General features: G+C 39.9%; 11 protein-coding genes. 7 read left to right on the top strand and 4 right to left on the bottom strand.

The genetic code is table 11. The features are described from left to right. Positions 1-493: 493 nt before the first annotated feature. Positions 494-2,326: a tetratricopeptide repeat-containing diguanylate cyclase gene (locus I6F43_RS13840; protein WP_197102784.1), complete on the bottom strand. Its 1,833-nt coding sequence runs from the start codon at positions 2,324-2,326 to the stop codon at positions 494-496. 144 nt (positions 2,327-2,470) lie between these two features. Further along, positions 2,471-3,388 (bottom strand): LysR family transcriptional regulator, encoded by a 918-nt coding sequence (locus I6F43_RS13835; RefSeq protein ID WP_197102782.1) that lies wholly within the window; start codon positions 3,386-3,388, stop codon positions 2,471-2,473. An 80-nt stretch (positions 3,389-3,468) separates the two neighbouring features. On the opposite strand from I6F43_RS13835, the gene I6F43_RS13830 reads away from it, so the two are divergent. From I6F43_RS13830 to I6F43_RS13815, 4 genes are all read left to right on the top strand, one after another. Further along, on the top strand, positions 3,469-4,608 hold the full coding sequence (locus I6F43_RS13830) for an alkene reductase (RefSeq protein ID WP_197102781.1): 1,140 nt from the start codon (positions 3,469-3,471) through the stop codon (positions 4,606-4,608). A gap of 378 nt (positions 4,609-4,986) precedes the next feature. Continuing rightward, on the top strand, positions 4,987-5,244 hold the full coding sequence (locus I6F43_RS13825; RefSeq protein ID WP_170072658.1) for a hypothetical protein: 258 nt from the start codon (positions 4,987-4,989) through the stop codon (positions 5,242-5,244). 378 nt (positions 5,245-5,622) lie between these two features. After that, complete coding sequence (locus tag I6F43_RS13820; RefSeq protein WP_165722072.1) at positions 5,623-6,387, top strand: DUF6515 family protein; 765 nt, start codon at positions 5,623-5,625, stop codon at positions 6,385-6,387. A 171-nt stretch (positions 6,388-6,558) separates the two neighbouring features. Further along, positions 6,559-7,059 (top strand): RDD family protein, encoded by a 501-nt coding sequence (locus I6F43_RS13815; protein WP_007587274.1) that lies wholly within the window; start codon positions 6,559-6,561, stop codon positions 7,057-7,059. A 100-nt stretch (positions 7,060-7,159) separates the two neighbouring features. On the opposite strand, the gene lptG is transcribed toward I6F43_RS13815, so the two are convergent. Further along, positions 7,160-8,227, bottom strand: coding sequence for an LPS export ABC transporter permease LptG (lptG, locus tag I6F43_RS13810; protein WP_007587278.1), 1,068 nt, complete (start codon positions 8,225-8,227; stop codon positions 7,160-7,162). After that, complete coding sequence (gene lptF / locus I6F43_RS13805) at positions 8,224-9,336, bottom strand: LPS export ABC transporter permease LptF (protein WP_007587281.1); 1,113 nt, start codon at positions 9,334-9,336, stop codon at positions 8,224-8,226. Before lptF ends, lptG begins: the two co-directional genes overlap by 4 nt. 309 nt (positions 9,337-9,645) lie before the next feature. Here lptF and pepA point away from each other — a divergent pair, with 309 nt between their 5' ends. From pepA to I6F43_RS13790, 3 genes are all read left to right on the top strand, one after another. Then, positions 9,646-11,157: a leucyl aminopeptidase gene (gene pepA, locus I6F43_RS13800; RefSeq protein ID WP_007587283.1), complete on the top strand. Its 1,512-nt coding sequence runs from the start codon at positions 9,646-9,648 to the stop codon at positions 11,155-11,157. 150 nt (positions 11,158-11,307) lie between these two features. Next, positions 11,308-11,754 (top strand): DNA polymerase III subunit chi, encoded by a 447-nt coding sequence (locus I6F43_RS13795; RefSeq protein ID WP_007587285.1) that lies wholly within the window; start codon positions 11,308-11,310, stop codon positions 11,752-11,754. Positions 11,755-11,807: 53 nt separating this feature from the next. Then, positions 11,808-14,663 (top strand): valine--tRNA ligase, encoded by a 2,856-nt coding sequence (locus I6F43_RS13790; protein ID WP_197102780.1) that lies wholly within the window; start codon positions 11,808-11,810, stop codon positions 14,661-14,663. Positions 14,664-14,667 lie beyond the last annotated feature (4 nt).

Here is a 14,667-nt window from a genome sequence, read left to right as displayed (position 1 = left end):
AATTAAATATTTTTGAATGTAAAAAAACCGCGCTAAAGCTTTTTTAAAAGTGCCTTAGCGCGGTTTTTATATTTCAAATCTAAGTATTAAAAAAGCTCGTTAACTAAAATCGACCAGCACTTCATAATGCCCTAGCATGTCGCTTACTTGATATACTCATCGTGCCATTTTATTATTTTTTTGCTTAACTCCAGCCCTAAACCGCAGCCAATATTGGCAGGCCTGTTTGTGTTATGAGTCGCGTGTTGCATATCAGCTTGTGCGCTGTATTTACTTATAGAGATCTCGCTGTGCAATATGCCATTATCTTGATAGCTTGGCTGGCTGCTACATGCAGCAAGTGTGCAAGTAAAAAACCGGTTGAGTGCTTTTTAAAATAAACCATTTAATTATGCCTAATTCGTACCATTACATTAAGTGAATTAGCTTGCTATATTTTTCAATAATAAATAAAAATTACTAGCCGTTTAACAGCTCAGTAATTATTTAATTATTAAACCATTACTTTATTACGACCTGCATTTTTAGCTGCGTATAATTTTTCATCAGCTCGTCGAGATGCATCTTTTGGGGCTTCGCCCGCTTTAACTTCTACTACACCAATACTTACTGTTGATTTTATATGGAGTGAGGTATGAGTAACATTCTCAATATTTTCGCGTATACGCTGGGCAACTTCATGCGCAAAACTAAGTGCTGTATTAGGTAAAACAACTAAAAACTCTTCTCCGCCAACCCTACCTGCGCAATCTGTTTGACGAATGTTTTTTTCTATAAATTTAACTGTAGAGATAATAACTTCATCGCCAATATCATGTCCGTATGTATCGTTTACTTGTTTAAAGTGGTCTATATCAATAACAATTAATGAACACGCGCTCCCTAAAAACTCACTTTTTTTAATCGCGTTGTATTTAAATGCAAATATTGCTCTACGATTAGCGATATCTGTTAATTCGTCTTTTAATGCAAGTGTTTTGAATCGCTGTTTATGCTGAGTTTGTTTATAAGTTATGTAAGCTAAAATCAATATTAACCCAATAGAAAATAGCAACGATGCGATTTGCCAAAATGCTTTTTCATTAGCTAAATTTAATAACTGCTCTTTTACCTCTGACGATTCTTTCAGTCTTGTTATTTCTCGTTTTTGCTGATCCCAGTCAAATGCTAAACGTTGAGAAAGTAATGTATTATCTGCAATTTCTTGCACTTTTTTATCTGCGATTTTTAATAACTCTCTTTGAGCTAAGGCTTCTTGCTGATAATTACTTTTTTGCACTGCTAATTCACGCTTAAATTCTAAAAAACGAGTTAAAGAGTCAACTGACCATACTTGAGAACTATTTTGTTCAAAATCTAAATAAAGAAGTTCTGCTTCATCTAGGCGGCCCTTTTTAATTAACCACTCAGCTGTTGTTATTGATTGAATAAATTTAATCCACTCACTATTTAGCGTTAAATCCCTAGCTTGATTTAAGTATTGTTTAGCCTCTTGCAGCTCATTTAATTGAATATTTATTTGTGCGATTTTAAAGAGTAGGTAAGCACTCCCTTCATCGTCTTCATACTTAATAACGGCTGGGAGTATACTGTTGTACAGCATTACCGCTTTTTGGTAATTACCTTGGGCTTCATAAGCTTGGGCTAGGATATCTGTGGCTATGTACCACTCTTGCTCATTGTAATTTGTCAGCTCATTAATCGCTCTTTGTAATTGTTCTTCAGCCAGCAAAAAATTGTGAAGATCGGCATGAATAAGCCCTATCTCTTTAAGTATGAGCGCTTTGTCGTAAGAAAAGCCGCCTTGTTCAAAGGAATTATAAGCTTGCTGAAATGCTAAAAAAGCTTGCTGATACGAGCCTTGCGAACGAAAAATCCTTCCTAAAATTAAGTTAGCTGTCGCATGTTGGTAATAAAGTTCTGGATTTTTAGAGGTGTCACTAATAACATTTTTGGTCATTGAAGTGGCCGCACTTACTTTTCCTTGTTGGTATAAATTAAATACCTGGCATGTTTGTAAATCGAGTTTTAATTTAGGGGAGTCAGCTTTTTTGATTGCTTGATTAGCATCTGACAGTAAATCATTTAATGCTATATGATTCTTGTCATTTTGGGGGTCATAAAACCAACACTTTACAGTTTTAACTCGAGCAGTATCGAGCACAGAAGGATAAGGTAGGTTGCGCTCTAACTTATCCATAAGCCCACGACTTTGATTACTCGTTAAATGACCACTTAGTATTTTTTCAACATCTTCTTTTACTGCGTTAGCCAAAGTACCGAAACAAAGTAGACAGCAAAAAACACCAAAAAATAACTTAAACATTTAGCTTTATAATTCCTTTACCGCACTTAAAACACAATTGAAGGACACTGCAATTAGCTGACGACAATCTTTAATAACCATCGTTAATTATGGTAACAGTATTTGCTTTAATACTTACATTAATACTTGCATTAAAGTTTACTGTTATAGATTTTGCAGCTGCTCTATCAACCATTTATGGATTGGGCTGTTATTGGTACGCGGATGCCATGCGGCTATTACTTTAAATGTAGGAGGCAGAGCTTCTATTTTTAGCTGTTTAACTTTGCTGTTTGGTAATAATCTTGATGGGTAAAACGCTAGCATATCAGTAGTATGTAAAATATCGGGCACTGCTGAAAAACTCGGTACCGACATTACAATATTACGTTTTAGCCCTTGGCTTTCAAACCACCGATCGTGCGATCCGCGCAAATTAGCGCGCGATGGCGACACCACTAGCTGTGAATGCTTTGCAAATTGCGCCAAGCTCAAAGGTTCAGTGTAAGTAGTATTACCTATACCGGTAATACACAAATGCTGTTCTTCAAACAAAGTGATATAAGAAAGGTTGTCGGGTATAAATTCAGGAAAGCTTATCAGCAAATCAAGCTCGCCTGCCGTTATAAGTTGATTAACGTTATCTGATGCAAAGTCGCGCACAATCAGCTTTAAACCTGGCGCTTCGCGGCGGGTAATATTAAATAATTGCGGCAATAAGGCCTGCGTGGCGTAGTCGGTTGCGCTTATGGTAAACACACCTTTATAAGTTTGCGGACTAAACAGCTCGGGCTCTAGTAACGATTCTAATTGCTTTAAAATATGATTAACAGGCGCCTTGAGTCCTTGCGCTTTAGGAGTAGCAACCATGTTATTACCTTGGCGAATAAACAAGCGATCGTCAAATAAGTCTCGTAGCTTTCGTAGTTGCTCACTAATAGCTTGTTGCGTTAACCCCATTTTTTTGGCTACTTGCGAAAGATTTTGCAGTTCTAATAAGCTACTGAGTACTCTTAACTGTTTTATATCGAGCCGACTAATACCATTCATAATTGTATGCTGCACAAAAAAGTGTTGTTTCAAATTGTATCTTTAAATCTCTATGCTGCCAATGTTGCTTAACCACTATTTAAGCCTTTGTTTGCTTTATAAGAGAATTTAAAATGAAATCAGAATTAGTTAATACCGCCCCTTTATTCTCATCAATTGAGCTTGGCCCTTTTACACTTAAAAACCGTATTGTGATGCCACCTCTTACTCGCTCTCGCAGCACTCAGCCTGGCAATATTCCTAATGAATTAATGGCTGAGTATTATGCGCAGCGGGCATCGGCTGGTTTTATGGTTACCGAAGGCACACAAATAGAACCTCGTGGACAAGGTTACGCTTGGACCCCAGGTATTCACTCGCAAGCACAAATTGAAGGCTGGAAAAAAGTAACACATGCAGTACATGCTAAAGGCGGTGTTATTTTTGCTCAGCTTTGGCATGTAGGGCGCGTATCGCACGCCACACTACAACCAAATTCAGGTAAACCGGTTGGCCCTTCAGATATTATTGCTGACAATGTAAAAGTATTTATTGAAACCGCACCTGGTGAAGGCGCATTGGCTGAACCAAGTGCCCCCCGTGCACTAAGTACTACTGAGGTTGGCGAGCTGGTAAACATGTATGCGCAAGCTGCACGTAATGCTCTAGAAGCAGGCTTTGATGGCGTAGAGCTTCATTGTGCTAACGGGTATTTAGTTAATCAGTTTATTTCTGAACATACTAATAACCGTGACGATCAATACGGTGGAACGCTTAGTAATCGCCTGCGCTTTTTAAAAGAGATAGTTGAAGCGGTAAGTGACGTTGTAGGCTCTGATCGTTTAGGTGTTCGCTTTGCTCCTTTATTTGAAAGCACAGATGAAACACGAGTGTATTTAGGACTTGTTGAATCAAACCCTCATCATACTTATGTACAAGCCGTTAAAGTGCTTGAGCAAGCAGGTATTGCTTACTTATCAATAGCGGAAGCTGATTGGGAAAATGCTCCTGATTTACCACAAGAATTTTATAAAGCAGTACGAGCTGAATTTTCAGGTCGCATTATTTATGCTGGTAAATACACAGTAGAAAAAGCGGTGCGTATTTTAGGTGAAGGTTACGGTGACTTATTTGCATTTGGTCGCCCATTTATAGCTAACCCTGATTTACCAGAGCGTATAGCGAATAATTGGACGTTTAACGAGGCCGATGCAGCCACTATGTATGGCGGTACTGAAGTAGGTTATAGCGATTATCCTTTTTATCAAAAGTAGTCAACCTAAACGATATATGGAATTGGTATAGAACCGATACGGCTTTATAACAGGTAGCTTAATTAAGCTACCTGTTTTGAGATGAGACAACTATGTTGATAACACTGCTGAATTTGTTATTAATTGTTCTCGACAATTGCTCTTTCATTTCTCTACCTTCTGCATTTATGCAGCCATATATCAGTCATTTTTTAATAGAGTTAGCGTTAGATTGAATCCCTCAAATTGATTAAGTATTACTGCGGATTGGTATTAGCGTCAAGAATAGTAAAGATAAGTAAAAGGGTGTAAAGCCTCCCTACAGTTGCCCCTATATGCAGTTGGCATTCAGTTTCAAACGTCAATACTAGCCATGTTAACCACAAACGAGGCAATATTATGAAACTTACATTTATACTACCTGCACTATTAGTTATGGGCACTTTATCTAGTTCTGCATTTGCAGCACCACATGATAGATATACAAAGCAAGAATATAAAAAGGTTCAGCTAAAACGAGAACTGAAAAAAATTAACCAGACTAAGGTAATCAAGTATGTTCCAGTTAAAGTTGTTAAAAGAAACGTTAATAACACAGCATTTGTTAAAGTTAATGTCATAACGTATCACCCTAGCCTTAAATTTATTAAAAGATAAATGCGTACTTTAAAATATAAAGTCATGTTTGCGGCAATAAACAACGCGCCGCAAACTTAGCTTTTTACACCATTTAAACTCTATTATTGGTATTTTCCCATCTAAAATGCACGGAAATAACGTTTTCTAAGCACAACAAAAAAGTCCAAATATATAATTTAATAGCAGTATTATTAAAATATCTCTCGTAATAACCCCCCTTAAAAAGAACAGAATTACCCTTAAAAATCGTCAAAAACTAGATATTATGTCAAGAACCGTCAGTAAAATGTAAAAAGCTGTAAGCATAGCTCCGTTTGCTGTTGTATGTCAGTTAACATTCAGTTTGAACCGCTAGTATTGAACCCAGTTATGTAAAAACATAAACGAGGCAATACTATGAAACTTACTTTTTTACTACCTGCACTGCTCGCCATTGGCGCAGTATCAGGCTCTGCGCTTGGAGCACAAAACGAGCGAGAGAATGATAAAAGCTTTAAACGTGACCACGACAAACGTGTTGAATATAAACGCGATGAACGCCGCCATGAAAAAAAGCAGCGTATTGAGCATAAAAAAGAAAAACGAGAAGACCGTAAGCAAGAAAAACGTAAACTTGCTAAGTACAAGCAGGAAAAGCGTGAACAATACCGCTACAACCAGCGCAAATATAACTACTTAACAAGCCATAATAATTCAGTCGCTTACAGACAAAATCGATTTATAAACCATTTACCACGCAATAGCGCATCGATTAGATTTAATGGTATTTCGTTTACGTTTAACGACGGCCTTTACTACCGTAAAGCTAAAAGAGGCTACCATGTAGTTACGCCACCTAGAGGCCTGCGTATAAATACGCTACCAAGAAATTACAGGCATTTTAAGCATCACAATACCACCTACTACACATATCAAAACGTGTATTACGTCGCAAATAATGACGGTTATACAGTGGTTGATGAGCCACCAACCCGTCTTAATCAGGCAATAAAAGTGGGGAATGTGAATGATTATAGCTTGGGCCAAACTTACGATTCATTGCCTCAGGCAGCACAGGCCGTAATAATTAACTCGCAGCAGTATTTTAAATACGGCGATATTTATTTTTTACCGCAAATAAGTGGTGACGACATAAAATACCTTGCTATCAAGCTAGGTTAAATCCGCTATAAATTAAAAGGCCTTGCTACCAATAGCAGGGTCTTTTTCATTTCCCCTGTAGGTAATAACTTAAAGCAATAAAATCAATTCCCTCTCTAAACATTAACATGTCTTAGTATTTGTAAGCTTTTTTGCTAAACTAGCTCGCATATTAATAGTGAGAGTGTATTTATGTCGGGTGAGTTTCCACGTGCTGGTTTTTGGCGCCGTTTTGCGTCGTTAGTTTACGATACGTTAGCCATTATTGCGTTTGCGATGTTAACTGTAGTGCTGTATTTATTTGCAGTACAAGGGCTTATTTCTCTCGATGTAATTAGTTTAAATGGCGCAGAGGATGTATCTGCCTTTATTCAAAATTCAAATCTTCTTTCGGGTATTCGTACCGCTCTTTTAATTATTGTTACCTTAGTATTTTTTGGCTACTTTTGGACTAAAAGCGGGCAAACCATTGGCATGCGTGCATGGCGTTTAAAAGTACAAACTCTCGAGGGTAATTTAATTAGCTGGCCGCAATCAATTATCCGCAGCGTTAGCGCTTTACTCGGTTTAGGTAATTTGGTGGTGTTAGTAGATTTTAAAAACAAAAAAGCACTGCAAGATTACATCTCTAAAACAGAAGTTATTGCACTTACTAAAGAAGAAAACAGACGTATTTATAGTGAGCTTGATTAATACCAACTTTTCAAATCGTGAGTTAAGCGGTAATTAAGCAGTAATTAAAAAGCAAAAAGGGTGACCAGTGGTCACCCTTTTAATGCTTTGAATTGGTACTCTATACCCGTTTATTCATCAAATATGTCGCAAAGCCTATAAATATAATACTGGGCAATACCGCCCCTATAATGGCAGGTATTTGGTAAACCATAACGACAGGGCCAAATATTTCATTAGTTAAGTGAAACACAATCCCCGTTACAACACCCATAATAATACGTGCGCCCATAGTAACGGTACGCAGTGGGCCAAATATAAACGAGAGCGCCACCAGCAGCATTACCGCAACAGATACTGGCTGCATCAACTTACGCCATAGAGCAAGCTCATAGGTACTTGTGTCTTGTTCGTTTTGCTCTAAGTAACTTAAATACGACCAAAGCCCAGTAAATGAAAGTGACTCCGGTTTTACCGAAACAACCCCTAACTTTTCAGCTGTGAGTTGCGAAGGGTAAAACTCTTCTGGTAATTGCTCTGTTGTGGTTTTTTCGCTAGTAATAATAACCTTATTTACGTCACGAAGTAGCCAGCCTTCTTTTCGGCTCAGTGCATCTCTTGCTTTAGTAATTTGGGTAAGCTCTAACGATTTATCAAAGTGGTACATGTGTACCCCGTTGAGCCTGCCGTTTTCATCAACATCTTCAATATTAATAAAATTATTGCCGTCTTTAGCCCATACACCTTTTTGTGTATTAAACACATCGCCGCCATGTATTGCTTGGTTTCGCATTTCTTTAGCGTGTAATTGCGCTTCAGGTGCACCCCATTCGCCAAGTGCCATCATGCATACAGCCATAAATATGGCTGTTTTCATCACAGAGCCAATTATTTGTAAGCGCGACATACCAGCGGCTTGCATCACTACCAGCTCACTGTTTGAGGCAAGTGCCCCCAAACCCGTTAAGCCACCAATTAGCGCGGCCATCGGAAAAAACACCACTAAATCGCCAGGTATTGTGTAAAGCGTGTAAAGCATTGCGGTCATTAAGTCGTAACTGCCGCGCCCTACTGACTTTAACTGGTCGATAAATTTAATTAAGGTGCTAATACCAACAAGTACCAACAATGCAAAGCCAGTAGTTTGTAAAATACTGCGGCCTAAATACCAATCAAGCGTTTTCATCATGAGCCTAACTCCCGCTTAGTTACAACGGCTTTAAGCCAAGCGCCCAGTGGTCGCCCTTTTATAATTAATAACCCACCTATAAACAAGGCACTTAGATGAATCCACCACAAGCCGATTGAAGGCGGGATTTTGCCATCTTCAACTGCAAATTTAGCGGCATTTAGTAAAATAAAGTAGCCTAAGTACAAGCTAATAGCAGGCACTAGTTTTGCAAATTTACCTTGGCGAGGATTAACCACACTTAGTGGCACTGCCAGTAAGGTAAGTAGCGGGATTGATAACGGAATAGCGAGTCGCCATTGCCATTGAGCAATAGATTCAGGAGTGTTTATAGCCAATAATTGGTTAGTTGGCACAGCCTCTAATTTACGGCGTTGATGCTCTATTTCTTGTTCTCGTATTTGTACGCTGTAACCATCAAATTCTGTTAAATTAAGTGCAGGCGTTGTGCCGTCTGTTTCGTAACGTTTACCGTCTGTTAGTACTAGCTGTTGCTCACCATTTACGGCTTCAACCACAACACCTTGCTGTGCATATACTAAGCGCGCTAGATTGCCTTTTTCGCTATCAGGTAACTGTGCAACAAATACCTTATTGAGCTCTTTGCCGCCTTTTTCAATATTATGAATAAACACCACGGCTTTTTCGTTACCGGTTTCTTGGAACCGCCCAGCTCTGAGTGCAGATAACCCTGCATCGGCTTTGGCTTGTTCTTTCAATTGATACTCTTGCTCGCTTGCCCACGGCGCTATATACATAGTCAATGCAGCGGCTAATATGGCAAGCCCAACGCTTGATATAAGCGTTACGCGCACAACATACCATTCACTTACGCCACAGGCTTTAAGGACGGTCATTTCGCTATCGGCGTAAATACGGCTGTAAGCCAAAATAATGCCTAAAAATATACTCAGCGGAAGTATTAGCGAGGCCAGTTGTGGAAGCTTTAGTGCAATCATCGATAGCACTAATTTAGCAGGAATGCTGCCCTCAGAGGCATCACCTAAAATACCAACTAACTTTTGTGACAAAAAGATTGTCATTAAAGTTAAAAATACGGCGACCTGCGATTTTAAAACCTCAGCGGTCAAATAACGGAAAATTAGCAATGCTCGCCCCTGTTAAACATGGAATTTCACTACGATAGTGAGAATTGAATAGTTAAATAGCTATTTTACCCAATTAATACCGGCAAATAGGCTATTATTATAAGCCATCAAATTTAATTATCCTACCTAAGTGCACGATATAATGTTGCATTAGTAGCCCTTAAGCATATAAAGTTCAATTACACAGTAAGAGTCTAGCAAAATCAGCTAAAATTAAAATTATCCGCACATAAGTTACGTAGATAAGACTAGAAAATACTTTTTTAGCCCCAACTTACTAACTTAAATGACTCAAAATCAGGAGTGACAATGGAATTTAACGTAAAAAGTGGTAGCCCAGAAAAACAGCGCAGCGCATGTATTGTGGTTGGCGTTTACGAGCCACGTAGGTTATCCCCCATTGGTGAACAACTCGATAAAATTAGTGATGGCTATATCTCTAATTTACTTCGCCGTGGCGACTTAGAAGGTAAGCCAGGCCAAGTTTTATTATTGCATCATGTACCCAATGTATTAAGCGAGCGCATATTGCTTGTAGGTTGTGGTAAAGAGCGCGAGCTTGACGATAAGCAATATAAACAAATTATTTCTAAAACTATTAATACCTTAAACGAAACAGGCTCTATGGAAGCAGTCTGCTTTTTAACAGAGCAACACGTTAAAGGTCGCGACACTTACTGGAAAGTTCGTCAAGCAGTAGAAACAACGCAAGATTGCTTATATACGTTTAACCAATTAAAAAGTAAAAAAGTAGACCCTCGTCGTCCACTTCGTAAAATGGTGTTTAACGTACCAACACGACGCGAACTAACGATTGGCGAAAGTGCCATTGAGCATGGTTTAGCCATTGCAGCAGGTAGTAAGCTGTGTAAAGACGTGGCTAATATGCCACCAAATATTTGTAACCCAGTGTACTTAGGCGAGCAAGCACAAGAGTTGGCGACTAATTTTGACAACATCACTGTTGATATTATTGGCGAAAAGCAAATGGCAGAACTAGGTATGAATTCTTACCTAGCTGTTGGCCGAGGTAGTGATAACGAATCAATTATGTCGATTATTAACTACAAAGGCGCCGCTGACGACCAAGCCCCTATTGTACTTGTTGGTAAAGGCTTAACGTTTGACTCAGGCGGTATTTCATTAAAACCAGGCGAAGGCATGGACGAAATGAAATACGACATGGGCGGCGCTGCAGGTGTTATTGGCGCAATGCGTGCACTTGCACAAATGCAATTGCCAATTAACGTTATTGGTGTTTTAGCTGGCTGTGAAAATATGCCTGGCTCAAACGCGTATCGCCCGGGTGATATTTTAACAACAATGTCGGGGCAAACAGTTGAAGTGTTAAACACCGACGCTGAAGGTCGTTTAGTATTGTGCGACGCACTAACGTACGTTGAACGCTTTAATCCAGATACGGTTATTGACGTAGCAACACTTACTGGCGCTTGTATTGTAGCCCTTGGCGCGCATGCGACTGGTTTACTATCAAACCATAACCCACTTGCACACGATTTATTAAAAGCGTCTGAGCAAAGTGGCGACCGCGCATGGCAGTTACCGTTATGGGATGACTATCAAGATCAGCTAGAAAGCCCATTTGCTGACTTTACAAACTTAGGTGGACGCTCTGCGGGTACTATTACTGCGGCATGTTTCTTGTCTAAATTTACTAAAAAGTATCATTGGGCGCATTTAGATGTTGCCGGTACAGCGTGGCGCAGTGGCGCTAAAAAAGGCGCAACGGGTCGACCTGTACCAATGCTTACTCAGTATTTATTAAATAGAGCTGGCGTAAGTGAAGCCGCTCAAGATTAAACACACTGTTTAGCTATTTATAAGGCGCCATTTGGCGCCTTATTTATTTGTGTATTAATTGAAGCAAACCCCGTTATATGGCAAAATCTGCCTCTTAATTTATGTATATCAATTTGGTATACATTCAATGTCATGGGAAACCCCGATACAATGAACATGAACGCTAAATTTTTCGTTCTAAAGCAACAAGATGAGTCTAAAGCGAAGGCTGACGATCATTTTGCTTTGGCTGCTCAAATTGCGGCCGATCAGTATCGAAATGGGCAGCGTGTGTTTATTTGTGTTAACGATAACGAAGCTGCCTGTGCCATTGATGAAATAATTTGGGCATTCGATCCAGATAGTTTTGTGCCACATAATTTACAAGGTGAAGGCCCTAAAGGCGGCGCACCTGTAGAAATTGGTATTACGCCACCTGTTGGCAATCGTAAAGTTTTAATTAACTTGGCTACTCAGTTACCGGATTACATTCGTCGGTTTAACCAAGTTTTTGATTTTGTACCCGTAGAAGCAGCGGCTAAACAAGCAGCCCGCGAGCGTTTTAAAAAGCTACGCCAACTCGGTGCCAATCTCACCACGCAAGATATTAATAGCTAGCCAATCAGGCAAACTAACCAACTAATTTAAGTACTTATTTAAGGTTCTGTGTAATGGATAAAACCTACAATCCGCAAGATATTGAACAGTCTCTATATCAAGACTGGGAACAAAAAGGCTACTTTAAGCCATCTGGCAAAGGCGTACCATATTCAATTATGATCCCGCCGCCAAATGTCACTGGTAGCTTACACATGGGCCACGCCTTCCAAGATACAATAATGGATACCCTAACGCGTTTTAAACGTATGCAAGGTAACAACACATTATGGCAAGTAGGTACTGACCACGCAGGTATTGCAACGCAAATGTTAGTTGAGCGTAAACTGCATGCCGAAGAAGGCAAAACACGCCACGATTTAGGCCGCGAAGATTTTATTAATAAAATCTGGGAATGGAAAAAAGAATCGGGCGGCACTATCACTAAGCAACTTCGCCGCCTTGGCGCATCTGTTGATTGGGATCGTGAACGTTTTACAATGGATGATGGTTTATCTGAAGCTGTTAAAGAAGTGTTTGTACGCCTTCACAAAGAAAACCTAATTTACCGAGGCAAGCGCCTAGTAAACTGGGATCCAAAATTACACACGGCTATTTCTGATCTTGAAGTTGAAAACAAAGACAAGCAAGGCCACATGTGGAACTTACGTTACCCACTAGCTGATGGCGTTACAACGCAAGACGGAAAAGACTACATTGTAGTAGCGACAACCCGTCCAGAAACCATGCTTGGCGACTCGGGTGTTGCAGTAAACCCTGATGACGAGCGCTACATAGATTTAATCGGTAAAGATATTTTATTACCTATCGTTAATCGTCGTATTAAAATTGTTGCTGACGAACATGCCGATAAAGATAAAGGCACGGGCTGTGTAAAAATAACCCCAGCGCACGACTTTAACGATAACGAAGTGGGCAAGCGTCATCAAATGCCGATGATCAACATTTTCGATAAAGACGCCGCTATTCTTACCCAAGGTGAAACATACACCTTTGACGGTAAAGAGCTTGAGTTTGATGCGCCAATTCCTGAGCGCTTGCGCGGGCTTGATCGTTTTGCAGCGCGTAAAGCAATTGTGGCAGAATTTGAAGAACTTGGCCTACTTGAAAAAATTGAAGACCATGGTTTAACGGTTCCTTACGGCGATCGCTCTGGTGTGGTAATTGAGCCACTACTTACCGACCAATGGTATGTACGTGTTGCACCACTTGCTGAGCCTGCAAAAGACGCTGTTAAAAACGGCGATATTCAATTTGTACCTAAGCAATACGAAAACATGTACTTCTCGTGGATGAACGACGTACAAGATTGGTGTATTTCACGCCAGCTTTGGTGGGGTCACCGTATCCCAGCTTGGTACGACAATGAAGGTAACGTATTTGTTGGTCGCGACGAAGCTGAAGTACGCCGTGAAAACAACATTGCAGATAGTGTAACGCTAAGCCAAGACGAAGACGTACTTGATACGTGGTTCTCATCAGCGCTTTGGACGTTCTCTACACAAGGTTGGCCAGAAAATACCGATGATTTAAAAACCTTCCACCCGTCTGACGTGTTGGTAACTGGTTTTGATATTATTTTCTTCTGGGTTGCGCGCATGATTATGATGACGCTGCACTTTGTAAAAGACGAAAATGGCAAACCACAAGTTCCGTTTAAAACCGTGTATGTAACTGGCTTAATACGTGACGATAATGGCGATAAAATGTCTAAGTCAAAAGGTAACGTACTTGACCCACTAGACATGATTGACGGCATTGAACTTGAAGACCTAGTACAAAAACGTACTGGTAACATGATGCAGCCAAAACTTGCCGCTAAAATCGAAAAAGATACGCGTAAAGTATTTGCAGGCGGTATTGAAGCACACGGCACCGACGCCCTTCGCTTTACCCTTGCTGCAATGGCATCTACTGGTCGTGATATTAACTGGGATATGAACCGCCTTGAAGGTTACCGTAACTTCTGTAACAAATTATGGAACGCGAGCCGTTACGTATTAATGAACACAGAAGAGCAAGACTGTGGTTTTGCAAACGGTGCTCAAACGGAGCTTTCATTAGCTGACCGCTGGATTTTAGGTCAATATGAAGCAACCGTTAAAACCTACACAGAGCATTTAGATAACTACCGTTTTGACTTAGCTGCTAACACACTTTACGAATTCACTTGGAACCAGTTTTGTGATTGGTACTTAGAGCTAACTAAGCCGGTATTATTTAAAGGTAATGAAGCGCAGCAACGTGGTACACGTAATACACTTATTACCGTACTTGAAAGCTTACTGCGTTTAATGCACCCAATGATGCCATACATCACTGAAACTATTTGGCAGCGTGTTGCGCCACTTGCAGGCCTTGAAACAGCAAACACCAGCATTATGGTTCAGCCGTTCCCTGTATATAATGAAGCAAGCGTTGATGCTAAAGCAATGGACGACTTAGAGTGGGTTAAACAATTCATTTTAGCTATTCGTAATATTCGTGGTGAAATGGATATTAGTCCAAGTAAACCACTTAGCGTATTACTTGCTAATGCATCGGGCGACGACGTGCGACGCATTGAAGAAAACAAATCATTTTTAGCATCACTTGCAAAAATTGAAGAGTTTACAATGCTTGAAAACAAAGACGACGCACCAGCATGTGCAACGTCTTATGTTGGCAACCTTGAGATCATGATCCCAATGGCGGGCTTAATTGATGTGGAAGCCGAGCTTTCGCGTATTAATAAGCAACTCGAAAAAGCAGAAAAAGGCCTAGCACAAGTGCAAAACAAACTCGCTAACGAAAAGTTTGTAAACAACGCACCAGAAGCTGTACTTGCTAAAGAAAATGCAAAACTAGCTGAGTTTAGCGATGCTAAAACTAAGCTACTTGAGCAAAAAACTAAAATAGAAAGTTTATAAGCTT

This window comes from Pseudoalteromonas sp. NZS71_1 (genome assembly GCF_015864305.1).
Classification (GTDB): Bacteria; Pseudomonadota; Gammaproteobacteria; order Enterobacterales; family Alteromonadaceae; genus Pseudoalteromonas; species Pseudoalteromonas arctica.
The sequence above is the reverse complement of the archived record's forward strand: the minus strand, read 5'-3'. Positions and strand labels throughout refer to the sequence as shown.